Source organism: Desulfobacterium sp. N47 (assembly GCF_051233685.1).
Taxonomy (GTDB): domain Bacteria; phylum Desulfobacterota; class Desulfobacteria; order Desulfobacterales; family RPRI01; genus RPRI01.
In genome coordinates this window covers 1-24,377 of sequence record NZ_JBAMMY010000277.1, presented here as the reverse complement: position 1 = coordinate 24,377, position 24,377 = coordinate 1, and the positions used below count along the sequence as shown (strand labels likewise).

Here is a 24,377-nt window from a genome sequence, read left to right as displayed (position 1 = left end):
AGGTATTGTCAAAAACTCGGCATTTATTGCCTTTTGTGGTTCTCCAATGAAAATCGGAGCCCTTAAGTCCGCTCTATTGCCGGGATTTCAACTGTTGACCTGTTTAACAAGCCGCCTTTAATCGTTTTGAAATTAGCTCACTTTTTATTATTAAGGTCAAATGCTTTTAAAAAAATAATCATATGCCTTGATATCATACATTAAAAACAATCTTAAACCAAAAACTACGCTTTCCGTAAATATTAAATTCCAGTAAATAATTATGCGACTGCATTTGATGATGAATAAAAGGCATTATACGAGAAATACTGTAAAATTTGTTTTTTACTTGACACTCAAAATTTATTTGCTATATTTGCGCAGCCATAGAAAGCACTTAACTGAAATATTATTTATAACAATATGATATAATAGAGTCATTGTGCTTTTAAAAAAACTTCAGCAAAAACAGGTAGCACATACAAGGCAGACAAAATTATGCCCTATAAAAATCTAAGTTATGCCCTATAAAAATCTAAGACAGTTTATTGAAAAACTTGACGCTTCAGGTGAGTTGCACAGAATAAAGACCGAGGTTGACCCTGTTCTTGAAATTACGGAAATAACCGACCGGATTTCAAAATCAAACGGCCCGGCGCTTCTATTCGAAAAAGTAAAGGGTTTTTCATATCCTTTGATTATAAACGCATTCGGCAGTTACAAGCGCATGCAGCTTGCTCTTTCCTGTAATTCTTTTGATGAAATAGCCGCACGACTTGAATCCAGCATAAAGATACGTCCTCCCGAAGGATTGATGGGTAAAATCAAAATGCTTTTTACCTTAAAAGAAATGGCGGCCCTCATCCCTAAAAAGGTAAAAAAAGCTGCGTGCCAGGAAAAAGTCATTACCGACGGCCCTCTTTTAGATATTCTTCCGATAATTCAATGCTGGCCGTATGATGGCGGGCCTTTTATAACACTTCCGATCGTAATAACCAAAGACCCTGAAACCGGAATCCAGAATGCAGGCATGTATCGCATGCAGAAATACGACAACAGTTCTACCGGAATGCACTGGCAATACAATAAAGACGGAACACGTCATTTTGATAAATATAAAAATCTTAACCGCCGTATGGATGTGGCGGTAGCGCTTGGCGGGGCTCCTTCGGTTACATATGCAGCCACGGCACCTCTTCCTCCAGATATTGACGAACTTGTTTTCGCCGGTTTTCTGGATTCAAAGCCGGTTGAAATAGTAAAAGCAAAAACAGTGGATCTTTATGTGCCCGCTGAATCCGATTTTATAATTGAAGGGTATGTTGATCCGGATGAAGAACGCATTGAAGGCCCATTCGGAGATCATACAGGGTTTTACTCTGCGGCAGATATTTATCCCGTATTTCATGTAACAGCTGTAACATGCAGAAATGACGCAATATACCCTGCAACTATCGTAGGAAAACCTCCGATGGAAGACTGCTTTATGGCAAAAGCAACCGAAAGGATTTTTCTTACACTGCTTAAATTTGTATTTCCTGAAATTGTTGATATGGAGCTTCCGCTTGAAGGCGTATTTCATAACTGCGCTCTTGTTTCAATTAATAAAAAATATCCGGGGCAGGCAAAAAAAATAATAAATGCGCTCTGGGGTATAGGACAGATGGCCTCTACAAAATTTATTGCGGTTTTTGACCAGGATATTAATTTGCAGGATTCAAGCACAGTTGTATGGAAGCTGTTAAATAATGTTGATCCGAGAAGAGATCTGATTTTTTCCGAAGGCCCTCTTGATGCTCTCGACCATTCGGCCCCGTTTGCCAATTTCGGCGGTAAAATGGGCATTGACGCCACGAGAAAAACCCGTGAAGAGGGTATGGGAAGAGAATGGCCCGATGAAATAGTAATGTCTGAAGAAGTAAAAGAAAAAGTTACAAAACGCTGGAAAGAATATGGGTTTTAAAAAGTTCTCGAACCTTATAATGATAGAGCAAACTCTTTTCGCGCTTCCTTTTGCTTATATAGGCATTCTCTTTGCCGACGGCCCAAAAAACAAAAGTCTTTCGATATGGATATTTGCCACAATAGCATTGGTTGCCGCAAGAACAGCAGGAATGTCATTTAACAGGGTTATAGATGCAAACATAGATGCGAAAAATCCGCGGACAAAAGACCGCGCCATCCCTAAAGGAGAGGCTACAAAAACCGAGGTGTTGATTATAGGAATAGTATCTTCTCTGGCGCTTGTCATATCATCCTATCTGTTAAACCCTCTTTGTTTTTATCTGTCTTTTGTTGCAGTTTTTCTTTTATTCACATATTCATATTTCAAACGGTTTTCATCATCATCACATTTTTATCTTGGACTTGTTGAAGCCGCCGCCCCGATAGGAGGCTATCTTGCCGTGACCGGAAAATTTTCCATTGTTCCTTTTATTCTTGGAAGTGCAATTCTTTTGTGGATTGCAGGTCTTGATATAGTATATGCTCTTTTGGACAAGGATTTTGACAAAAAAGAAAATCTTCATTCCCTGCCCTCTTCATATGGTGAGAAAAAAGCCCTCAGAATCTCAATAGCCTGTTATATCTTATCTGTTGGTTCAATGATTGCCACAGGATTGATTACGGGAAAAAGTATACCATACTGGATAGCAATTGCTTCTATCGCTTTTGTGTTTACCTATCAGCAGATAATCACAAGAAACAGGGATTTGGAACCGGCTTTAAAAAAATTCTTTAAAGCCAACATGTATGTATCCCCATTTCTTTTAATCGGCACTTTCATTGATGTTTTTTTTTAAAACGAATAATAAATATCGAATTGCGAACAACACAAATAATTTTTTCTATATTCGTTATCCGTTGTATAAGGATTTGTTTATGAAGCTTTTAAATCTTCCTGATTCGGTCAATAATAAGAGGCTTAAAACCATAGCCGGAAAGGTATTTGAGGGAATACCGGTTTCAAAAGCGGATGCTAAGCATATGCTTTCCACAAATGATATTCTTGATCTTGGCAAAATCAGCAATTTTTTACGGACAAAGCTTCACGGCGATAAAGCATACTATGGCGTTAATATGAATCTCAATTTTACAAATATCTGTGAACTTCGCTGTCCTCTTTGCGCATTTTCAAGGGATGAAAAAGATAGTGATGCCTATCTTCTTTCTCTTGATGAAATTGAAAAAAGGGTTAGCAAAGCCGTATCAGCAGGCATTGATGAAGTTCATATAGTAGGTGGTTTGAATCCCGAACTTAAGATTGATTATTTTGAACAGATGATAAGAAGAATTAAAAAAATTAAACCGGATATTTTTGTTGTTGCTTTTACTGCCGTTGAGATAGATTATTTTGCAAAAATAAATAAACTTTCCGTAAATAATATTTTCAAAAGGTTTATTGAGGCCGGTTTAGGAGCAATGCCGGGCGGAGGCGCCGAAATTTTTTCACCGCATGTCAGAAGTGTAATAGCTCCGAAAAAAATCTCAGGAACAAGATGGCTTCAGATTATGAAAACAGCCCACAAGCTGGGTCTTAAAACCAATGCCACCATGTTGTATAACCATAAAGAGGAAGTAAATGACATAGTTGATCATCTTGCAAGAATAAGAAAACTCCAGGATGAAACTTCAGGTTTTAAAACATTCGTTCCTCTTTTATTTCATGAAAGCAACACACAAATAAGTGCTAAACGAAAAACTTCAACCGGATATGATGACATCAGGATTTATGCAACAAGCCGGATATTTTTGCACAACATTATGCATTTAAAGGCTCTCTGGATGTATGTTGGAGATAAAATGGCCCAGGTGCTGCTGCGCTTCGGCGTTGATGATTTTGCCGCCACCTATTACGATGAAAAAGTTGTTCATGCCGCAGGAGCAAAAACACCCGCTTACGGATCAGAGCCATTTTTAAGACGTCTCATTGAAAATGCAGGTCTGAAACCTGTTCGCACTACCGCAAATTACTGGACAGAATAAATCCGGAGATGACCTTGATGAAAGTCGGCTATATTGACTATTTAAACTGCTATCCTTTTTATTACCACATGTTTGAAAAAAAGCCTTTAAAAGACGTCAGCATCATTTCAGGACTTCCTTCCGAGCTTAACAAAATGATGAAAGAAAAAAAGCTTGACTTAAGCCCCATATCTTCAGCAACTTATCCGGATATACAAGATGATGTTTTTCTTTTGCCGCAATTTTGCTTAAGTTCTGTAGGCTATGTGGGATCGGTAATTTTGTACAGCAAGTTTAAAATAGCTCAGTTAAACGCAAAAAAAATCGGACTTTCGAATGCTTCCCATACTTCCCGTGTGCTTCTTAAAATTCTTTTGAAAAAATTTTATGATATCGAACCGGTTTATATTTCAACAGGGCCGCGTCCCGGTTTAAATGACTATGATGCAGTACTTCGCATCGGAAACGATGCAATGACTGACAACATTGATGCAGCGAAATTTAAATTTGACCTTGGAGAAGTTTGGCTTAAAAAGACCGGCTATCCTGTGGTATTTGCCGTATTTGCAGTTAGAAAAAATGTGTCAAAAGAAAACATTAATCAATTCAATTCCGTGATAAATTCATACAAAGCATCTATCCGATGTCTTTTGGAAGAAAAAGAAGTGGTTATTAATAAAGCCAGGCAGAAATACCCGGACATATCTTATGATATAGACAGCTATTATAAGACATTACAATTTGAATTTAATGATAATCTGAAAAATGCTTTATTATATTACTTCAAAACTGCAAATGAACTTGGTTTGCTTGAAAAAGTTGAATCATTGAATTTTGCCAAAGTATAATCCACCTGCCCTTTCTGCCGAAAATAAGTAAACTTAACCCATATTCCCCTCTAAGATAAAATAATTGACCATCCAAAGAACTCCCTCTTAACATGAATAAAATATCTAATTAATTTAACTAATAAATCATAGTGTGCTGCATAGATTCCCCCTTCAAAAAAGGGGGATCAAGGAGGTTGTAAAAAAACTTTTATATAACCCGAAATTGAAAATTATCGATGGATAGTATTAACGGGCGTTATTTAAAAAATTCTATTGATTAATTTGAGATAAACTACTATCAAAACTTCCGCATTATTGTTCATTATACAAGATACAAGTTGTTTGATTTTGTAGTTTTCTGGAACAAATAATCCGATCTTGACAGTACCGAATTCCACTGAAAATTCGAATCACGCGACGAGCCGCAAAGCTTCATATCTGCTCTGGTCTATTCTTTCGATGATGAATTTCTTGAAGATTGAATTTTGGGATGAATCCGAGAGAAATTCGGGAAAGGTATGGCACAAGGCGATGGCAGGATGGACGTGAAATAATATGTAGTTTTTACCTATAAATATTCATACATGCGCTTTACCCCAAATGCATTTACCCTGTTTTATTATCAACTTAACCTTGACATAAAACCCACTCATGATAATATGCGGTAAAAAATAAAGCCTAACTATTTGTTATGCTTCATTCTGTTAAAAAATACTTGCAGGATAAGGATCATGCCGAGAACAAATGCATTTTATAAAGACATGGTGAGCCGCTTTTTAATAATACTTATACTATCAGTATCATGTAATGTTTTCTACCCGGGATTTGTATGTGCCGAAAACATGCTCCCTAAAGACCTTATTGTTAAAGATAGCTTAGGGCCTTCGATTGGCAAGATCCTTTATGTTAAACCTGATGTTATCATAATTCATTCGGATAAGAAATTCGGATACAGGGCAAAAGCCAATCTTGCTCTTTTTGAAAAAGATACGCTTATTACGCAGGAAACCGGCCGCATTGAGATTGGTTTAAACGACGGGAGCACTTTGATTCTTTCTCCAAAGACAAAACTGGAGTTATCTGAAAATGTTTATGACAGCTCAAAAAGCATAAGATCTTCACTTGTTGATATGTATGTCGGCAAAGCGCGCTTTCTTGTTACAAAACTTGCAAATTTCAGGTTATCCGGATTTAAAGTCAAAACTGCAACAGCAATAGCAGGAGTGAGGGGTTCCGATTTTGTTATAACTGCATCTCCTGTTTCCACTCAGATAGCGGCTCTGGCCCAGACAAGCCTTGAAGTGGCAAGCATAAAATCTCCGGATAAAATCATCCTTCTTTCAGATTTTGAGAGGATATCCGTTGAAAAAGACGCCCTGCCTTCTCCGGTTGAAAAAATTCCGGCACAGGAAATTGATCGGATCCTAAACGAATTTCAGCCTTCCCCCGGTTCCAAAATATCGGAAAAAAGTGCAATTATAAATAAACTTTCAGGCAAAAATCTTACAAATATAGCCATAGGTAAAGGAAGCGAAGCAAATCTTGGTAATGTAAAAATAACAGGTTCCAATATCAAAGGAGCCATAATCAACGATGCCTCGGGTTCAAATATTACAAATATTGCCTCAGGAACAAACAGCAAAGCAAACCTTGGCTCTGTAAAAGTTGAAAATTCAAATATTAAAGGTGCAATAGTAAATAAAAGCAAGGGAACAAATGTTTCCAATGTCGCCGCAGGAACCGAAGCCAAAGCAAACACAAGTTCCGTTATAGTTGAATAACCGATATGAAATGGTTTAAATATCTGATGCTTTATACCGTCTAACTTAACGAATCCCATTTTGAATAAATCCGGCATTAAAATAATATCAGCTGTAATAAGCGGAGTACTCCTTACGGCTTCTTTTCCTAAGACAGATTTATCCTGGCTTGCCTGGTTTGCTCTTGTTCCTCTTCTTGCATCAATAAGCGATCTTGGTTTTAAACAGAGTTTCAGGCTGGGACTCTTGGCCGGTCTGGTTCATTACCTCACACTGCTTTACTGGCTTTCTTATACAATGGGAACTTACGGACATCTTCCGGTTTATCTTTCCATTCCGATACTGTTTCTTTTTTCTTTGTATCTTGCACTTTATATAGCTATATTGTCGGGATTGATTTCAAGCTTATGCAACAAACCCCTGCACCTTCTTTTTCTTGTTCCTGTTTTATGGGTTTGCATTGAATATCTCAGATCGAATTTCCTCACAGGTTTTCCCTGGGAGCTTATCGCATATTCACAATATAAGTCATTGCATATTATACAGGTTTCAGATATATTTGGTCCATATGGAGTATCTTTTCTGCTGGCCCTGTCCAATACAGCTTTTTTTATCGTACTGTTGTTATTAACTAAAACAATGTGGCAGAAGAAAAGTGTTTCTTTTAAAGATGCTGCAATATCAATGCTTGTATTTATCATTGCATTTACAGGCTGCTGGTATTACGGGATAAAACGGATAAAGAATATAGACGAAACCGCATCCGGTTCCGAAAAAATCAGAATATCTGTAATCCAGGGAAACATCGGGCAATCGGAAAAATGGGACCCTGCATTTCAGCTATCGACCATAAATAAATATGTAAATTTATCCCTCTCGGTTAAGGCTGAGAAGCCCGATCTTGTCGTATGGCCGGAAACAGCCGCTCCTTTTTACTTTATGTACGATAAACGATTGACAGAAATTGTACTTGACCTTGTTTCAGGAACAAACAGCAGCTTTTTGATAGGCAGCCCTTCTTTTATCAGAAAAGATGATAAAATCGAGTTTTATAACAGTGCATACATGCTTTCTCCCAAAGCAAATGTAACCGGAAAATATGACAAGTCACATCTTGTTCCTTTCGGGGAATATGTTCCTTTAAAAAAGTGGCTGCCGTTTATAGGAAAAATTGTAGAAAATGTGGGAGATTTTAATTCGGGCAAAAAAGGAAGCACTATAAGTTTAAACAGCAACAGTCTCGGCGTTCTGATATGTTATGAGCTTATCTTTCCTTATCTTGCACGGGCACAGGTAAATAATGGAGCGGGTTTGCTTGTAAATATGACCAATGACGCATGGTATGGAACGACAAGTGCGCCATATCAGCATTTTTCGATGGCTGTGTTCAGAGCCGTTGAGAACAGGCGCACATTAGCCAGGGCCGCTAATACCGGCATAAGCGGATTCATCGATCCGGCCGGCAGAATAATTGATTCTACGAATCTTTATAAAGATGCTGCCATTACAAGAAAAGTACCTATACTAACCGCTAAAACCTTTTACACGCGTTTTGGTGATCTTTTTGCGTTTGCCTGCTTAACGATAGCGGCATTAATCGGTCTGGTTAAATTTATTAAGAAATAAAAATAATTGAAATAATACAAAGGAGATAATGACATGTCATTTGAAATAAAACAGAGTTTAAAGGATATTAACCTGAAATTAGAAGAATTGAAGGACTATCTTTGACTTAGATAATAAGGAAAAAAGATTAAATGAGATAGAATTTTTAATATCAAAAGATAATTTCTGGGAAAACCATGATAAGGCGACCCCTTTGCTTAAGGAAAGAACTTTTATTTCCGGCAAGGTGGAAAGTTTCAAAAGTCTTCTGAAAGACCTTGAAGAATGTGAAATTCTTTATAGCCTTGCGATAGAAGAGTCCGATTCCAAAACCATCGAAGAAGTATCCGTCCAGATTCAGAAACTTAAGGAAAAAATCAATAAATTATCTCTTTTACTGATGTTAGACGGTGAAGACGACATTAACAACGCTATTGTGTCCATCAATGCAGGAGCAGGCGGAACCGAAGCGCAGGACTGGTCTGAGATACTTTTCAGAATGTATTCAAGATGGATTGAAAAAAAAGGCTTTAAGTCTACCATTATAGATTTTCAGCCTGGCGATGAGGCCGGAATAAAAAGTGTAACTATAACGGTGGAAGGGGATTATGCCTACGGATACCTGAAAACGGAAATAGGAGTTCACAGACTTGTAAGAATTTCTCCCTTTAATGCAAACGGCAAAAGACATACTTCATTTGCTTCAGTCTTTGTTTATCCCGAACTTGACAACAGCATTGAAATTGATATCGATGAAAAAGACTTGAGGATAGATATTTTCAGATCCAGCGGTGCAGGCGGTCAGCATGTAAATAAAACAAGCAGCGCTATAAGGATAACTCATTTGCCCACAGGTATAGTTGTTCAATGCCAGCAGGAAAGATCACAGCATAAGAACAAGGATATGGCGATGAGCGTACTCAAATCACGCCTGTACCAGCTTGAAAAGCAGAAACAGGATGATAAAATGCAGGAAATACATGACGGCAAGGATGAAATAGCATGGGGAAATCAGATCAGATCATATGTGCTGCACCCTTATCAGTTGATAAAAGATCACAGGATAAATCTTGAAACAGGAAACGCTGCTGCTGTTCTTGACGGAGCAATTGACCCTTTTATAGAAGGAGTTCTTCTTTCAAGGAAAGCATAATAGGATTTTTATAAATGCTGCAAAAAGCCTTAATTGACCCGGTTGAAATACTCAGTAATTATTACGATCCTGATTCGAAATTATTTAATATTCTCATGCTGCATGGTGAACATGTGGCAAGGAAAGCTTTAGATGCTGCATCCAAAGTGCCTCACCTCAAACCGGATTTAAAATTTATAGAAGATGCGGCCCTGCTGCATGACATAGGAATTTTCAAAACGGATGCGCCGAATCTTGGCTGTTTCGGTGAACATCCTTATATATGTCATGGTTATCTTGGCCGCATGATTTTAGAAGATATCGGGCTCTTACCACATGCGCTTGTTTGTGACAGGCATATTGGAGTGGGTATAACTAAAGAAGATATTGTAAAAAACGGGCTTCCGGTTCCGGCACGCGATATGATTCCTTTGACAATTGAGGAACAGATCATATGCTATGCCGATAAATTCTTCACAAAAAACCGGGAGCGTATTGTTGTAAAAAATTCGGAAGATAAAATCATTAATCAACTGGAATCGTACGGAACCGGTTACTCCGATAAATTCAAATTATGGCTGGAACTGTTCGGATAAAATATGTTTGGCAAAAATCTTAAAAAAGCTCTTCGCTTCTATTTCATTACAGACGATTCAGCCCCGGTGCTGACACCATCAGAGCAGGCAAAGATTGCAATAAGAGCAGGAGCGGGCGCCATCCAGTACAGAAACAAATCTTTTACTTCCATGTATTATGATGAAGCGTCTGAAATCAGGGATCTTTGCAGATGCAACGGCGTTTTATTTATCGTAAATGATAATATACTTCTTGCGAAACTATTAAAAGCAGACGGGGTTCATCTCGGGCAGTATGATGAGTCTTCTGCTGCTGCAAGAAAAATTCTTGGCCCGGATGCAATTGTCGGAATATCGGTTTCAACTCCCGAAGAACTTTATAAAAGCAATATATCAAATTGCGATTACATTGGAACAGGCCCTGTTTTTTTCACCGGCACCAAAAAAGACGCCAAAAAAGTGATAGGGCTTTTTGGGCTTAAATCCGTTGCTGAAAAATCCTGCCTTCCTGTTGTTGCCATCGGAGGAATAGATGCTTCATCCGCACCTTCCTGTTTTGCCGGCGGTGCAGCAGGAGTTGCCGTTATCAGCGCAATTTCAAGGGCCCCCGATCCTCTAAACAGCGCTTTAAAGCTTGGAGAGGCCTGCTTTTGCTCTTCCCGCTCTTATATCGAAAGCCCCTGGAGCCATGATGCCGGGCCCGGTGAATTCGGTCTTATTGAAAAACTTATAAAAAATATCCCGGCACATCCTGAAGCAATAGTCTCCCCCGGTGATGATGCCTGTCTTCTTTCTGCAATTTCAAATCCTGTAATTACTAGCGATACACAAAGAGAAGGTGTTCATTTTCTGTTAAACCGGCAAACTCCGGAAGAAATCGGAATTAAAGCGGTTGAAATAACGTTAAGCGATCTTGCCGCCTGTTATGCCAGACCGGTTGCGCTTTTTATAAATCTTTGTCTTCCTTCTTATGTTTCGGGCAATACGGTTGAAGAAATATATAAAGGCGTGCTTAACGCCTTGAATAAACATGAATGCGCACTTGCAGGAGGAAATATATCTTCAGGAAGCGAGCTTGCTTTGGATCTTTTTGCAATAGGTGAGGCAAGAAAAGATCTTTTTCCAAAACGTTTAAATGCAAAACCTGGCTACGGGCTTTATTGTACAGGCCCTTTAGGTCTTGCCCGCGCCGGGCTCGAATTGTTGAACAACAATGATACTGATTTCCCCGATCTTGTTTTAAAATTCAAGTTTCCCAAAGCAAGATTTGACGCCGCACATATTCTTGCAAATGCCGGAATTGATTGTGTCATGGATATAAGTGATGGATTGTACGGCGATGCAGGCCATATTGCAAAAGCATCACAGGTAACTATCGAACTTGATCTTAACTCATGTCCTTTTGATCCGTCTCTGTTATTGTTTTGTCAGAAATACGGCAGGAAAACAGAAGAAATTATTGTTGAAGGAGGAGAAGATTACGAACTTCTTTTTGCCTGTCATCCGGATACCTATAAAACAATTGCAGATAAACTGAAAACCTCTTTTCAAGCAGGAAGATGCCTTGCCTTTAACGGAAAGCATATTATAAGTCCTTTTGGAACAGGTTCCTTCCGGCACGGGAAAAAATAATGAAAACAGCTTTAACAATAGCAGGTTCCGACCCATCCGGAGGCGCCGGAATACAGGCCGATCTTAAAACATTTGCTGCTCACGGCGTTTACGGAACAAGCGCAATAACAGCCGTTACGGTACAAAATACCTGCAAGGTTTATAATGTGCAGGAGATAAATCCGGATATAGTATATGATCAGATTATATATCTTTTTGATGATATACAGATAGATGCCGTTAAAATCGGGATGGTTTCAAGCATAAAACTTATAGAAATAATTGCCAAAGCATTAAAAAAAGTAAACCCTTGTGCAATTGTTCTTGATCCTGTGATGATTTCAAAAAGCGGATACAGTCTTTTAAATAATGATGCCCGCAATGCTTTGATTAAAAATCTGTTTCCGCTTGCAGAAGTAGTAACTCCAAATATTTTTGAAGCAGAAGCTCTTACGGATAGTAAAATATCAACAGTAGAAGATATGAAACTTGCAGCAGCAAAAATATTAAAATCCGGCGCAAAGAAAGTTGTAGTAAAAGGTGGGCATCTTGAAAAAGACCAGGCAACCGATGTACTTTTTGACGGCAAAACCTATACGGAATTAAGCGCTCAAAGGATAGAAACAAAAAATACTCACGGAACCGGCTGCACATTTTCTTCCGCAATAACCGCAAACCTTGCAAAAGGTATGGACTTCACAAAAGCCGTGTCGAATGCAAAGATTTACATAACAAAAACCATAGAACATTCGCTGAATATCGGCCACGGCCACGGCCCGGTTGATCATTTTGCATCCTGTGCCCTGCCCTTTTCTTCCTGATTTTTTTCTTTACTCTCACAGGGCACACAGAAAATACAGCCGTCAAACAGCAAAACTGTCTGCTGGTCTTTTACTTATGAACTTACGAACTCAACGACTTATGAACTTTCATGAAAATTAAACCAAAAAGGTCAATTTCCGCAGTCTTGAATCAGGAATTTCTTTATGCTATAAAAATGGTATTTTACAAGAAACCATAAAACCCAAGGAGTAAATAATGCCTGTCGAAAACAACAATGGATGCGCACTCCACGATTGCTTCTCTTTGAAGGATAATATCCTTATGCGAACCGGCTGGTATGGGTTCACGGTTGTGGGGATTTACGGTATCTATAAACAAAATCCCGTCTTGGCCTTGGCATATATATTCTATGTAATAATAGGATACTCCCAGATAGTCATACCATGGCTTTGCGCACATTGCCCATATCCTTACAAAATGTCGGCCTGTCTGTTCATGCCGGCTGGATTCTTGCGAAAGTTTTATGCCTACCGGGGTCCGGAGCCGATCATGGCCCGCAAAATTGCTGCCAATGCCATAATGGCGGGCACAGTAATCATACCGAACTTCTGGCTGGTTAACGATATCCCGCTTCTCATAATCTTCTGGATGTTCGGACTGCCGACATTGATAGCCTTTCCCTTTCACTATTGCAAACATTGCCGCCACTTCGGATGTTCGCTGAATAAAGCTGAAAAATCCTGAGCCGGATGGAAAGCATGACCGGACCGATTATTTAATGCGTTCTTTTTGGAGGGCAATACGTTGTGTCCATTTGGGGTTATCCTTTAAGTGCATGGCTGCCAGGGTGTTGTATTCCGATGCCTGGGATAAATTGCCTTTCATAAGCCATGCCCGGGCAAGATAATAATAGTTTTCTCCTCCGGAAGGATGCAGATTGACAGCCCGTTCCAGAATGCGTATAGCTTCGTCCGGTTTGTTTGCTTCAATAAGCAACTGAGCCTGCTTTGAAAGTTCCAGGCTGGCAATGGCTCTGGGGCTCATACAGGGTTGAACCTCTGCTGGCTGAACACTTTGAGGAGGTTTGGAAATTTTTGTGTCCGATGGTTGAACACTTTCTTTAGAAACAGTTGTTTCCGAAGGGATACTGTGAGCCGGATGCAATACGGGTTTATCTATGGTGCAGCCGCTCAGGATCAGAAGAGAACACACTGACAGTATTGATTTAAAAAATGGGGACAATTTTTTTCACTCCTTCCAGAATTCTTTTAAACGGAGAAAAACAGTGATGTTGATCGCAGGTTTTTGCAGGTGCGGTTTCGCTTAAAAAAACTTCATCGGTGGTTTCAGGACAGCAATCAGCCTGGGCAAGCAAACCGCTGTCTTTACATATTTTACAGGTTATAACGCCTGAAGGAACTGCAAACCATTCCCCTGATACATACTGGGGAAGCATTTTCATCATATCGGCCCATATGGGCATAGCGGCGCCTGCTCCGGTGGCTTTGATACTGTCGCCATTATCGAATCCAACCCACACCAAAGCAAGGATATCCGGCGTATAACCCACAAACCATGCGTCTTTTGAATCATTGGTGGTTCCGGTTTTTCCGGCAACCGGCCACTCAATCCCTTCGTATTTTAAAGAACGGGCGGTTCCTTCATTTACTACACTTCGCATCAGATCGCTCATTATATAAGCTTTAGCCGGACTTATCAATCGCTCAATGCGTGTATGCCTGTTTTCGACGACCTTTCCGGCTTCATCCACAATTTCTCTGATAGTAAGCGGAAAAGGCAGAAAACCGTCTGCTGCAAAAGCGCAATAAGAACGGGCCAGCATGAGTGGTGTGACTTCCTGGGCGCCAAGCACCATGGACGGATAGGGCGGTCTTGTTACAGAAAGATGGAAAGCATCGGCGGTGTCGGCGATACGGTCCAAACCCACTGCAAACGCCAGATTGATGGTGGCAATGTTCTGTGACTCGGCAAAAGCCTCCCGAAAGGTGACTTCGGAAGCGGCATTTTTACTAAAATTTTTCGGTTCCCATGGTTTGTTGTCAACCATATATGTTTTGGGGATATTGGACAGCTTTGAAACGGCAGTGTAAGTGTCTAATGCTGTAAGATAGACGAAGGGTTTAAAGGCGCTTCCGGGCTGGCGCATGGCCTGAACAGCACGGTTAAACTGGCTGACACTATAGTCACGGCCCCCTGTCATGGTGATTATATAACCGGTTTTAGGCTGCATTACTATAATTGCTCCCTGAAGCCGTTTTTTGGGGTCGCTTCTTTTCAGAGCCGGATTGGCGGCCTCCAGACGGGATAAGCCCCTGGCAAGCGCTTTTTCTGCAGCAGCCTGCACCTGAGTATCGATGGTGGTATAGATGGAGAGGCCTTCACTTGACAGGGCGTCCGATGAGTAGAGTTCAGTAAGCTGGTCGGTAAGATAATCCATAAAATAGGGTGCCCGGCGATCCGGTGCAGCAAAGCCTGCCGTTTTTATGGGTGTGATAGAGGCTGCTTTATACTCATCTGCTTTTAACCAGCCTTCCTGTTGCATGGCGGAAAGCACTATATTTCGTCTTTTGAGACAGTTGCCGGGATTTTTATATGGTGAATAAAGATTTGGGCCTCTGATAAGCCCTGCTATCGTGGCCGCCTGGGCCACAGACAGCTCCGATGCCTCTTTGTCGAAATAAAACCGGGCAGCTTCTCCAATGCCGCTGATGGCCACAGAGCCCTGCTGACCGCAATAAATTTCATTCATATAAATTTCAAGGATATCATTCTTGTCAAATTTATGTTCCAGGATAATCGCAATCAACAGCTCCTTAAACTTTCGGCTGTATGTCCGCTCCGGGGTCAGAAAATAGTTTTTTGCAAGCTGCTGGGTTATGGTTGAGCCCCCCTGACGTATAGAACCGGCACGCAAATTAACGATAAGCGCACGCAAAATACCGCTTAATTTTATGCCCTTGTGTCTGTAAAAATCGCGGTCTTCCGCAGCCAGGACTGCATGGATAACATAAGACGGGATCTTACGGACGGAAATGAGCCTGCGCCGTTCGCGATCCGGCCCATAGTAAAGCATAAGTTCTTCCGGCTCCAGTTCGAGAAGGGACATGGAGGAGTTTGTATCCTGATTCGTAATATCTGCTACCCGGTTTTCCTGCAAACTGATTTGTACCGGCCGGCTTTGCTGATTGTATATGGGAGAGTGAAAATCATGGAGATAAATATTTATCCGCCTGCCAGAAACCTGCATTTCACCCTGATGTTCTGGAGACCGGTCTGTTTTCCGGTATCCAAGTCTTGTGAGTTTTTCAACAAACAGGGCAGGATTGATCTGCTGGCCCTTATACATTAAAATGGTGTCGGAATAGACCCTGGAGGGAATATTCCAGCGACGTCCTGCAAAGCGCTTATCTATGCGATTTGAAAGAAACATCATATAAATAGCCAAAATCGCTGCCGCAGTGATTGTAAAACCGGTAATAGTTATTAAAATAAACCGTTTAAGCGACCATTTGGATTTGCTGCGTTTTTTCCGCTTCTTAGCCATATCTTTCCAATATTCTTATTTGATTTATCACACAGGGCCCGGCAAGCCTTAAGCATAATCGGCCATAAGATTTGAGCTAAAAGTAATTTTATACAAATTATGCCTTTGGCTGTTCAAAACTTACATACTTTTATAACGAACCGGGGAGCTGTGCAACAGCGTAATAAAGATAACATATTAATAAAAAAATGTTTATATTTTAACATTTTTTGTTATACTAAAAATTACTGTGACAAAATAAAGTATTAAGAGGGGATGAAATTGTACTACTTTATTATGGTTTATCAGGTATGAAAAAGAATACAAAAATAATTGTACTTATCCTCACAGGGATTGTTATCGCTTTTCCACTTTTCAGCATTACTTACTACACAATGGTGCGGACTTCAACTCCCCGGTTCTGTGCAACCTGTCATGAAATTCAATATGCGGTTGATACCTGGAAGACATCCACTCATGTTAACAACGCCCATGGGTTTGTTGCCGATTGCATGGATTGCCATCTGCCGGCCCCATACGATACCTTTAATTTCTTTTTTACCAAAACCTTTCATGGAATAAAAGATGTCTTTGCCCATTTTACAATGAGCGAATATGACCATGAAAAAAACCGGAACAAAGCGTATGCGGCATTTAAAAACAGGGAATGCCAGAAATGCCACAGAAATATTTTATACATTCCCGATAAGCGTGGGGCAATGCTTGCTCACAGGTCGGTTTTATATCCGCGGAAAGGGTATGAAAAAAAATGTGTGGATTGCCACAAAAACCTCGTGCACAATAAAAGACAGGTTTACGATTACAAGCAATATAAAGAACCTTATAAAGGGTCGGGACTATAAAATTTAAATTTACAGAAAATTAAATTTTTAAAAAATATACGCATAATGAAAGAGGGGGATCAGATGAAAACAAGGCTTTTAAAAATCACAGCTTTTATTATGACAATTGGCAGTATTCTTGTTTTTAAGGCATTTACAGCGGATGCTCAAAATGCCGGAAATATGTTAAAGGAAAAAGCATTCCGTATTGAACGAAGTATCCCTAAAGAGGCGGTAGCCTGCATAGAATGCCATAAAAAAGAAAACCCGGGGCTTTTTGCCGACTGGGCTCAAAGCCGCCATGCCAGCGCCAATATCACTTGTTATGACTGCCATAAAGCTGAAGAATTTGATCCTGATGTAAGCAAATCCCATTATAAGCAATATGAAGGTAAAGGATTTACCGGCGGCAGGGAGACTAAAGTTCCTGTTTCGGCAGTTGTAACGCCCAAAGATTGTTCACGGTGTCATCCTGATGAAGCCAAGCAGTATTCCCGCAGCAAGCATGCAAATACAATTGAAATAATCTGGAAAATCGATCCATGGCTTAATAAGGGCATGAACAGTGATACCGAAAGAAATGCCGGCTGTTATAATTGTCACGGTACTGTTCTTAAATCTAAGGACGGCTCTCTTGATCCGGAAACCTGGCCAAACGTGGGTGTGGGTCGTGTAAATCTTGACGGAAGTCTTGGAAGCTGTACAAGCTGCCACACCCGGCATCGTTTCTCGGTTATGGAAGCAAGAAAACCCGAAGCCTGCGGGCAGTGCCACCTTGGCCCGGATCATCCCCAGATCGAAATTTACATGGAATCGAAACATGGCGATATCTATACAGCCTACGGAAACAGCTACAACTGGGATGCAGCTCCCGGCACATGGACTCCGGGTGTTGATTTCAGAGCTCCGACCTGTGCATCATGTCATATTTCAGGTGCAGGTAAGGTTTTGACTTCACATGATGTTACCGAACGTCTTTCATGGGAATTGCAGGCGCCTCTCACAGTTCATCCCCAGGATTTTAAAGCCTTTCCTGCAAAAACGGACTGGAAGATCGAAAGGAATAAGATGAAAGAAACCTGTATCCAGTGCCATGGGAATAAGTGGGTTGACGATCATTATTACAAGCTGGATAAGGTAATAAGCGAATACAATGATATATATTATAAACCTGCCAAAAAGCTTTTGGACGAACTTTATGGGAAAAAGCTTTTGGATGACAGCAAGTATTTTGATGAAAGGCTTGAAGTCGAGTTTTATGAATTATGGCATCATGAAGGAAGAAGAGCAAGAATGGGAACTGCAATGATGGCGCCCGATTATTCGTGGTGGCATGGTTTCTATGAATGCAAAAAGAGATTCAATAATTTCACCGAAGAGGCTGATAATCTTATTAAAAGCGGCAAGAAAGCATACAAAGCAAAGAATTTTCCCAATGCCACAGGAAATACTGTAAAACCAAAGGAGATTTTTCCGAACAGATAATACTATATCAATAAGTTATATCTTTAAGTGCTTTTAATAGCGGCTGTACCCGATCTCTGTGCTCCGGAGGAATCATCAGTATTTTTAATGGCCGGTTATTTATAAGGCAAGACGGCCGATTAACACATTTGCCTGCAAGAAGGTTTTCACGATTTTGCGCTGATTCAAGGAAAAGCAATATATCCGTTAAATTACCTGTAAATCCGTCTTGATCAACATGTTCGATTACCTGCAAAAAAATGTTATTTATTGTTAATACATAATCGTCGATTATTGCGCATTCGTTTTTTTCACAATTTTCAGTGGAAATGAAACATCGGCACGCAAAAGGCCTGTCCGGATAAACTGAACATGCATTATTGACCAATAAAGGGCATCGGCCAATTGGTGTTTTAATTTCTTCGGGCAAATCATCTTCCTCCATGCTAAGATCCGCCAGACCGTTTATGGTTATTTCGGGTTTAAATCTTTGCAGAGCTGATGAAGCTTTTATTTTTTCAAATAAATGCGTTTTATCTTCCGATATAATATGCCTGATAATTTTATAGCCTTCAACGCTTGTCATTATCACATCTTTTGTACAGCATATGCTACAGTATTTCTTGCAGGCGGTATTGATATCGTCTGTAAAATCTTTATAGATTTCAAATATTTTATCAAACGCCAGAAGTTTTGAATTTAAGTTCATTTTATTTTATTACTCCGTAATATCAGGCAAGCAGATTATAACAATTATCATAAATCTGTTTAGTTTGGGTATGGATATATATACTACCCATACCCAATTACAACTAAGCAATCGAAACATTATTATGACAAACGATATATATAGTAAAACAGGAATTGCATTCAAACGTCTTGACTTAAATACATGCTATCGCTATTTTCTTAAAAAGTAAACAATTTCAATCCATGCAAATGTTAATTTCAAAGAATGTACAAATTAGATGAACTTATAAAAAGTCGGATAATACGGTAAATGACGTTCTGATCCTGTCTGATTAATCCAAGATATGGGGGTATTACATGAAAAGTAAAGTCTATTTTACAAATTTAAGAGCCACTCATAAGGAAAACCTGTTAGTAAAGGTGGAAAAACTTCTTGTTGCTGCCGGCATTTCTGAATCTATAAGTAAAAGAGATCTTGTTGCTGTAAAACTTCATTTCGGGGAATTAGGCAATATAGCCTATATACGACCGGTTTATTTGCGAAAAATTGTAGAAGTAATCAAATCAAAAGGTGGCGCTCCTTTTTTAACGGATGCAAATACTCTGTATGCCGGAACCCGCAGTGATTCTCCTCATCATATGATGACTGCTATACATAACGGATTTGCCTATTCTGTAATTGAGGCGCCTATTATAATTGCAGACGGATTGCGCGGCAAATCTGAAACAGCCGTTACGATTGGCCAGAAGCATTTTAAAGAGGTGTTTATAGGTTCCGAGATTGTGCAAGCCGATTCACTTATTTCGGTTGCTCATTTCAAGTGTCATGAACTTTCGGGATTTGGAGGAACAATAAAAAATCTTGGTATGGGTTGTGCGTCCAGAAGAGGAAAAATGGCACAACATTCAATGGTGTCGCCCGGTATAACAAAGAAAAAATGCATAGGCTGCGGCGATTGTATCTCTCATTGCTCACAACAGGCTATTTCCCTTGTCAACGAGAAAGCTGTTATTGATTCCACCAAATGCATTGGTTGCGGCGAATGCATTCTGATATGTGTAAACGAAGCGATCCAGATCAAATGGAATCAAGCTATTCCGGTCTTTCTGGAAAAAATGGTTGAACACACAATGGGTGTTTTAAAAAACAAGGCGGGAAAAGCGCTTTTTATAAATTTTATTACCGATATTTCTCCGGCTTGCGATTGTTATCCGTATAATGATGCTCCAATAGTAAGAGATATCGGAATAGTAGCTTCAAATGATCCGGTAGCAATAGATCAGGCTTCGGTTGATCTGGTAAATAATGAACAGGCTCTTCCCGGCACTTGTATGAACTCGGCTCTGAACCCGGGTGAAGATAAATTCAAGGCGGTTTATCCGGCTGTAGACTGGCCTATACAACTTGAATATGCAGAAAAATTAGGTTTGGGAAGCCGCAGTTATAATATTATAGAAGTTTGAGCCGGTTTGTCGCAGGCTTTAATATATTCAGCAATTACAGTTAAACATTTATCGGGGAATAAAATTATTTTATGAAATTATCGGATAATAGGAAAAGCTTGTTTTCAGCAATCATATTTTTTATCCTGTTTTCAATGATATTGATTTCCGGTTGCAATGACAATACAAGCCAAAAAAAGCCTGAAATTGCAAAAATAGTCTTTCCTGAAAGTTTTACATTTTTTGATCTGGGATCAAATGCCGTATTATCAGAGGTTGTGATAAACAGACTTTCAAAACAGCTTGGCTCTTACGCTGTTGAAAAAATGACAACGCTCGATCTTTCATTGCGTGATAAATTATTTTTCAATAATAATTTTCCGGGTCTTTATGAATTAAACCGGAAATTAAATGATGAAACCGGAGCAAGAGTCGAACACAATATCACAAATCTGATTTTCAGATACCCGGAAAATCAAAACACCCCCTTTGACAATGTTAAACTGATTTTTTCAAATCACACAAATAAACCTCTGCTTTTTTCCGTTACTTCAAGAAAAAAGGGGGGGGACATCCTCAATGTTCTGAAAGAAAAATATGGCGAGCCCCTTATGGTTAAATGGAATGACGGCAAAAGCACATCTTGGGCCTGGGAGAAAAACAGTGATTTTTTGATATTTTCTGCAATCCCGGAAGGCGGGAACTTCGAATACGGTATAATGATTTACTTTGTGAATAATATAAAATATCTTCTCGAAATTGAGCAGAATGCAGTCGAAAAAAAGGAGGCGGAGAGAAAGAAGGCGGGTCAAACGGCTTTTTAATTTAAAAACAACCAAAATCAAATCTCACTTAAATAAATAACGGTGGTGAATTATGTATAGAAACTGTAAAAAATTATTATTGATTCTATGTGTTTTTCTTTTTTCTGCTAATGCCGGTGCAGCAAATCCGGAGCAATCTCCTTCATTTTATCCGGATTTTACTGTTATTCCGGGTGGTAAATTAACTTTTTGCGGAGAAGTCGTTCCTTTAGAACTTCAGGATGTGAAAGAAAGGTTTGAAAAAGAGATCCTGCTTTCAGCATGGGACAGGGCGCAGGTTTTTTTGTGGCTTAAGCGCTCAAGCAGATACCTTCCGCATATCGAAAAAATTCTTAAAGAAAACGGCATGCCGGATGATTTGAAATATATTGCTGTTGCAGAAAGCGCCTTAAGACCAAATGCCACATCAAACAAGAGCGCTGTAGGCTACTGGCAGTTTATTCGCAGCACAGGCTTAACTTACGGGTTAACCATCGACGGGGACAAAGATGAAAGACGTAATTTTTTCACATCAACCCAGGCAGCCGTTTCTTATTTGAAACAACTCAATAGTATGCTTGGATCATGGACACTTGCAGCAGCAGGATATAACATGGGAGAAGAAGGTCTTCTTGCTGAAATCCATGAACAGGAAACCAATGATTTCTACAAGCTCTATCTTTATGAAGAAACCCAAAGATATATTTTCCGGATTCTTGCAATAAAACTTATCATGCAGAATCCTGCCAGATACGGATTCAGGCTGGAAGATAAAGACTATTATCCGCCACTATCTTTTGGCAGAGTTGATATTGAATGCTCTGATAAAATACCTATAATGATCATAGCAAAGGCTGCTGATACTACCTATAAGGATATAAAGGACCTTAATCCTGAAATAAGGGGGCATTTTCTACAAAAAGGCAACCATACCATCATTATCCCAAAAAACAGCCTGGAAGGTTTTATAAGCAATTATGAAAAGCTCGTGGAAAATTTTCTGTCCGGCAAGAGCCGGAATGTATATATTGTGAAAAAAGGAGATACCGTTTTTTCAATCGCCAAAATGTTTGATGTACCTGCTTTATCTATTTCTATCTGGAATGATCTTGGCAACAAGCTTAGCATAAAAGCAGGCGATCATCTCCTGGTTTATCAGAAAGAGTCAAAGCCTGGCGAGTGATCGTTGTTATATTGTATTATTGCAAATACTTATAATATAATATTTTATTAGTGGGTTGTATTGTTCAGATTTTGTTGAAAATACCTGTAAGCTTTGGTATTAGGTTTTAAATTTGCCTGAATGATAATAATAAAGTTTTTACGACTTTTTCAGGTCAATAAAATTGCTATATGGATTGATTGAGTCAAGCGGCTAAAGAAATAGCAATCGAATGATTTTTTATTGAATGGTTTTGTTTCAGAAAAAAATTTTCATAAAACACATAAGGAGGAAAGTAAGATGATCTTAGAAGGAAAAGCAGCAATTGTAACAGGCGCCGGTAGAGGAGTGGGAAGAGGAATAGCTTTGGATTTTGCCAGAGAAGGCGCTGATGTACTGGTAAATTACAGCAGCAGCGAAGGCGCGGCTAACGAGGTTGTGAAAGAAATAGAAAAAATGGGCCGTAAAGGAATTGCTGTTAAGGCCGATGTTTCCAAAGAAGAAGATGTAGTCAATATGTTTAAAGCTGCCATAGACACTTTTGGCAAGGTTGATATACTGGTAAACAATGCCGGCAATTCGGCTCCCGGAATGTTTCATAAGATGTCAGTGGAAAAATGGGACAGTGTGGTAGATATCCATCTTAAGGGAACCTTTTTATGCATGAGAGAAGCTGCAAAACATATGATAGAAAGACAACAGGGAACAATTCTTTGTGTTATTTCAGTAGCAGGTATCCAGGGTTCGGTAGGCCAACCAAACTATGCTGCTTCCAAGGGCGGAGTAATCGGACTTATTAAAAGCGGAGCAAAGGAACTTGCCAAATACAACATCAGTGTCAATGCGGTAAGCTTAGGAATAGTATCTACCGACATGACATCCAAAATTTTATCAGATCCTAAATTCAGAGAAGCCACTCTTGCAAGAGCATTGCTCAAAAGACCAATGGAACCGGAAGAAGTTGGTAAAGTATTCTCATTTTTAGCATCGGATGCTGCCAAGATAATTCAGGGACAGGTTATAGCAGTTGACGGAGGCATTGCCGGTTTAGGTTGATTTAGGGAAGTATTTATAGTGAATTAATAAGGGGCCAGGAGAAAATCAAACAGGTTTTAAGATGATTTTCACCCGGCCCCTTTTTAAGACTTATAGCGTTTGCCAGAATAACGTTGGGGATTGCAGCTTATTCTATTTTGTTGGGTTCGCATACGCACACTCACCCAAACGGAACAGATTTATGACAATTGCAATATGAGAAAACATTAGTTTTGATCGGGCAATATATTTTTTTCCATTTTGTAATCATCCATCACAAAGCCGTTTCCTATATCCTGCATAAGTGATCCTGTGTTTTTAAACCCCATTTTTTCATAAAATTTAATTGAAGTTGTATTGTTTTTGTTTACCGTTAAACTAATGTTATCCAGCCCGTTTTCTTTACAGAAGGATACGATAAATTGCGTAGCTTTTTTTCCGTGACCTTTTTTCCGTCCGGATGATTTCACATATATTTTACTTAAGAACAGTTCTCTGCCCTGAGGTACGAATGCGAAATATCCTATCTTTTCATCACCATCTTCAATTATATAGTACAAGTAACCTGCATTATCTATCTGTTCTGATATTGCCTTTTTAGATTGAAATTTATCAAGCATGTATTCAACCTGAGGCTTTCCCACAATCGGGGTAAAATGCTCAATCCAGATTTCTTTTGCAAGAGATTCAATGAGAGCCGGATCTTTTTCATTTTCAGCAAAATATATCTTCATAACTAAAGTTTCGCAGTTGAGTAATCGAGTTGATTATAAAGTACATTCTCAATAACTTCAAGAATATATAATATATTGTTTGTGTCAATTTCGTCTGATAATAGCTGACTTGACATAATGATAAGCTCTTTGACATTACGCCAAAATTTGTTTGCCATACTAAAGTATACCTGGTCGTCAGATAATTCTCTGAACAGCGGCCCAAGAAGTTTGCTTTTGTTGAATCGGCAAGCCATTTTGTTCGTTTTTTTACAACATGTTGCCAAAGTTGTTTAAGAGTATCTGCAAATCCATTACTTGTGATTCTGAACATCGACAGGAATACGTATTCATATAAGTAGGCTTGGGAAGGACATTCAGACCCGCAAAAATTCCCAGACCGGGTTCTTTGTCGTAGGAACCGATATGGCTCAATCTTTTCC

21 protein-coding genes are annotated in these 24,377 nt (G+C 39.4%); 17 read left to right on the top strand and 4 right to left on the bottom strand.

Features of this window, described 5'->3' with window-relative positions:
• Window positions 1-499: 499 nt before the first annotated feature.
• The 11 genes from VXK47_RS17610 (at window position 500) to VXK47_RS17560 (ending at window position 12,982) form a co-directional block, all read left to right on the top strand.
• The gene (locus VXK47_RS17610) at window positions 500-1,942 is read left to right on the top strand and encodes a menaquinone biosynthesis decarboxylase (RefSeq protein WP_435550094.1); all 1,443 of its coding nucleotides are present in this window, start codon (window positions 500-502) and stop codon (window positions 1,940-1,942) included.
• Window positions 1,932-2,780, top strand: a complete 849-nt coding sequence (locus tag VXK47_RS17605; protein ID WP_435550093.1) for a 4-hydroxybenzoate octaprenyltransferase — start codon at window positions 1,932-1,934, stop codon at window positions 2,778-2,780. The genes VXK47_RS17610 and VXK47_RS17605 overlap by 11 nt, the downstream gene beginning before the upstream one ends.
• A gap of 79 nt (window positions 2,781-2,859) precedes the next feature.
• Window positions 2,860-3,963, top strand: coding sequence for a radical SAM protein (locus VXK47_RS17600; RefSeq protein WP_435550092.1), 1,104 nt, complete (start codon window positions 2,860-2,862; stop codon window positions 3,961-3,963).
• 17 nt (window positions 3,964-3,980) lie between these two features.
• Window positions 3,981-4,790 (top strand): menaquinone biosynthesis protein, encoded by an 810-nt coding sequence (locus tag VXK47_RS17595; RefSeq protein ID WP_435550091.1) that lies wholly within the window; start codon window positions 3,981-3,983, stop codon window positions 4,788-4,790.
• A 713-nt stretch (window positions 4,791-5,503) separates the two neighbouring features.
• Window positions 5,504-6,553, top strand: a complete 1,050-nt coding sequence (locus VXK47_RS17590) for a FecR family protein (RefSeq protein ID WP_435550090.1) — start codon at window positions 5,504-5,506, stop codon at window positions 6,551-6,553.
• 60 nt (window positions 6,554-6,613) lie between these two features.
• Window positions 6,614-8,158 (top strand): apolipoprotein N-acyltransferase, encoded by a 1,545-nt coding sequence (gene lnt, locus VXK47_RS17585; RefSeq protein ID WP_435550089.1) that lies wholly within the window; start codon window positions 6,614-6,616, stop codon window positions 8,156-8,158.
• 33 nt (window positions 8,159-8,191) lie between these two features.
• A protein-coding gene (prfB, locus tag VXK47_RS17580) for a peptide chain release factor 2 (RefSeq protein WP_435550088.1) occupies window positions 8,192-9,290 on the top strand; the annotation gives its coding sequence in 2 pieces (ribosomal slippage) (window positions 8,192-8,260 and window positions 8,262-9,290; 1,098 coding nt in all).
• Window positions 9,291-9,304: 14 nt separating this feature from the next.
• Complete coding sequence (locus tag VXK47_RS17575; RefSeq protein ID WP_435550087.1) at window positions 9,305-9,865, top strand: HD domain-containing protein; 561 nt, start codon at window positions 9,305-9,307, stop codon at window positions 9,863-9,865.
• A gap of 3 nt (window positions 9,866-9,868) precedes the next feature.
• Window positions 9,869-11,476, top strand: a complete 1,608-nt coding sequence (gene thiL / locus VXK47_RS17570) for a thiamine-phosphate kinase (RefSeq protein WP_435550086.1) — start codon at window positions 9,869-9,871, stop codon at window positions 11,474-11,476.
• Complete coding sequence (gene thiD / locus VXK47_RS17565) at window positions 11,476-12,276, top strand: bifunctional hydroxymethylpyrimidine kinase/phosphomethylpyrimidine kinase (RefSeq protein ID WP_435550085.1); 801 nt, start codon at window positions 11,476-11,478, stop codon at window positions 12,274-12,276. The genes thiL and thiD overlap by 1 nt, the downstream gene beginning before the upstream one ends.
• Window positions 12,277-12,493: 217 nt before the next feature.
• Window positions 12,494-12,982 carry a hypothetical protein gene (locus tag VXK47_RS17560; protein ID WP_435550084.1) on the top strand — a complete coding sequence of 163 codons (489 nt, stop codon included), beginning with the start codon at window positions 12,494-12,496 and terminating at the stop codon, window positions 12,980-12,982.
• 27 nt (window positions 12,983-13,009) lie between these two features.
• Here VXK47_RS17560 and VXK47_RS17555 read toward each other — a convergent pair whose 3' ends face one another.
• Together VXK47_RS17555 and VXK47_RS17550 are read right to left on the bottom strand one after the other, a co-directional pair.
• The gene (locus VXK47_RS17555) at window positions 13,010-13,480 is read right to left on the bottom strand and encodes a tetratricopeptide repeat protein (RefSeq protein ID WP_435550083.1); all 471 of its coding nucleotides are present in this window, start codon (window positions 13,478-13,480) and stop codon (window positions 13,010-13,012) included.
• On the bottom strand, window positions 13,464-15,803 hold the full coding sequence (locus VXK47_RS17550) for a PBP1A family penicillin-binding protein (protein ID WP_435550082.1): 2,340 nt from the start codon (window positions 15,801-15,803) through the stop codon (window positions 13,464-13,466). Before VXK47_RS17550 ends, VXK47_RS17555 begins: the two co-directional genes overlap by 17 nt.
• Window positions 15,804-16,093: 290 nt before the next feature.
• Here VXK47_RS17550 and VXK47_RS17545 point away from each other — a divergent pair, with 290 nt between their 5' ends.
• Both VXK47_RS17545 and VXK47_RS17540 read left to right on the top strand, forming a co-directional pair.
• A complete protein-coding gene (locus tag VXK47_RS17545; RefSeq protein ID WP_435550081.1) occupies window positions 16,094-16,645 on the top strand; it encodes a cytochrome c3 family protein in 552 nt (183 codons plus the stop codon).
• 63 nt (window positions 16,646-16,708) lie between these two features.
• A complete protein-coding gene (locus VXK47_RS17540; RefSeq protein ID WP_435550080.1) occupies window positions 16,709-18,109 on the top strand; it encodes a multiheme c-type cytochrome in 1,401 nt (466 codons plus the stop codon).
• A 7-nt stretch (window positions 18,110-18,116) separates the two neighbouring features.
• Here the strand turns inward: VXK47_RS17540 and VXK47_RS17535 are convergent, their stop codons facing one another.
• Complete coding sequence (locus tag VXK47_RS17535) at window positions 18,117-18,797, bottom strand: hypothetical protein (RefSeq protein ID WP_435550079.1); 681 nt, start codon at window positions 18,795-18,797, stop codon at window positions 18,117-18,119.
• A gap of 338 nt (window positions 18,798-19,135) precedes the next feature.
• Here VXK47_RS17535 and VXK47_RS17530 point away from each other — a divergent pair, with 338 nt between their 5' ends.
• The 4 genes from VXK47_RS17530 (at window position 19,136) to VXK47_RS17515 (ending at window position 23,242) form a co-directional block, all read left to right on the top strand.
• On the top strand, window positions 19,136-20,242 hold the full coding sequence (locus VXK47_RS17530) for a DUF362 domain-containing protein (RefSeq protein WP_435550078.1): 1,107 nt from the start codon (window positions 19,136-19,138) through the stop codon (window positions 20,240-20,242).
• Window positions 20,243-20,340: 98 nt separating this feature from the next.
• The gene (locus VXK47_RS17525) at window positions 20,341-21,045 is read left to right on the top strand and encodes a hypothetical protein (RefSeq protein ID WP_435550077.1); all 705 of its coding nucleotides are present in this window, start codon (window positions 20,341-20,343) and stop codon (window positions 21,043-21,045) included.
• Between the two features lie 52 nt (window positions 21,046-21,097).
• Complete coding sequence (locus tag VXK47_RS17520; protein WP_435550076.1) at window positions 21,098-22,207, top strand: lytic transglycosylase domain-containing protein; 1,110 nt, start codon at window positions 21,098-21,100, stop codon at window positions 22,205-22,207.
• A 279-nt stretch (window positions 22,208-22,486) separates the two neighbouring features.
• Window positions 22,487-23,242: a 3-oxoacyl-ACP reductase family protein gene (locus VXK47_RS17515; RefSeq protein ID WP_435550075.1), complete on the top strand. Its 756-nt coding sequence runs from the start codon at window positions 22,487-22,489 to the stop codon at window positions 23,240-23,242.
• A gap of 206 nt (window positions 23,243-23,448) precedes the next feature.
• On the opposite strand, the gene VXK47_RS17510 is transcribed toward VXK47_RS17515, so the two are convergent.
• Entirely contained in the window at window positions 23,449-23,955 is a 507-nt protein-coding gene (locus tag VXK47_RS17510) for a GNAT family N-acetyltransferase (protein WP_435550074.1), read from the bottom strand.
• Window positions 23,956-24,377: the final 422 nt, after the last annotated feature.

Coding starts and splice junctions, on each gene's coding strand:
- VXK47_RS17515 (WP_435550075.1), top strand. CDS start 22,487: ATGATCTTAGAAGGAAAAGCAGCAATTGTAACAGGCGCCGGTAGAGGA.
- VXK47_RS17545 (WP_435550081.1), top strand. CDS start 16,094: ATGAAAAAGAATACAAAAATAATTGTACTTATCCTCACAGGGATTGTT.
- VXK47_RS17600 (WP_435550092.1), top strand. CDS start 2,860: ATGAAGCTTTTAAATCTTCCTGATTCGGTCAATAATAAGAGGCTTAAA.
- VXK47_RS17535 (WP_435550079.1), bottom strand. CDS start 18,797: ATGAACTTAAATTCAAAACTTCTGGCGTTTGATAAAATATTTGAAATC.
- VXK47_RS17550 (WP_435550082.1), bottom strand. CDS start 15,803: ATGGCTAAGAAGCGGAAAAAACGCAGCAAATCCAAATGGTCGCTTAAA.
- VXK47_RS17610 (WP_435550094.1), top strand. CDS start 500: ATGCCCTATAAAAATCTAAGACAGTTTATTGAAAAACTTGACGCTTCA.
- VXK47_RS17510 (WP_435550074.1), bottom strand. CDS start 23,955: ATGAAGATATATTTTGCTGAAAATGAAAAAGATCCGGCTCTCATTGAA.
- VXK47_RS17560 (WP_435550084.1), top strand. CDS start 12,494: ATGCCTGTCGAAAACAACAATGGATGCGCACTCCACGATTGCTTCTCT.
- VXK47_RS17530 (WP_435550078.1), top strand. CDS start 19,136: ATGAAAAGTAAAGTCTATTTTACAAATTTAAGAGCCACTCATAAGGAA.
- VXK47_RS17595 (WP_435550091.1), top strand. CDS start 3,981: ATGAAAGTCGGCTATATTGACTATTTAAACTGCTATCCTTTTTATTAC.
- thiD (WP_435550085.1), top strand. CDS start 11,476: ATGAAAACAGCTTTAACAATAGCAGGTTCCGACCCATCCGGAGGCGCC.
- VXK47_RS17575 (WP_435550087.1), top strand. CDS start 9,305: ATGCTGCAAAAAGCCTTAATTGACCCGGTTGAAATACTCAGTAATTAT.
- thiL (WP_435550086.1), top strand. CDS start 9,869: ATGTTTGGCAAAAATCTTAAAAAAGCTCTTCGCTTCTATTTCATTACA.
- VXK47_RS17540 (WP_435550080.1), top strand. CDS start 16,709: ATGAAAACAAGGCTTTTAAAAATCACAGCTTTTATTATGACAATTGGC.
- VXK47_RS17520 (WP_435550076.1), top strand. CDS start 21,098: ATGTATAGAAACTGTAAAAAATTATTATTGATTCTATGTGTTTTTCTT.
- VXK47_RS17605 (WP_435550093.1), top strand. CDS start 1,932: ATGGGTTTTAAAAAGTTCTCGAACCTTATAATGATAGAGCAAACTCTT.
- VXK47_RS17590 (WP_435550090.1), top strand. CDS start 5,504: ATGCCGAGAACAAATGCATTTTATAAAGACATGGTGAGCCGCTTTTTA.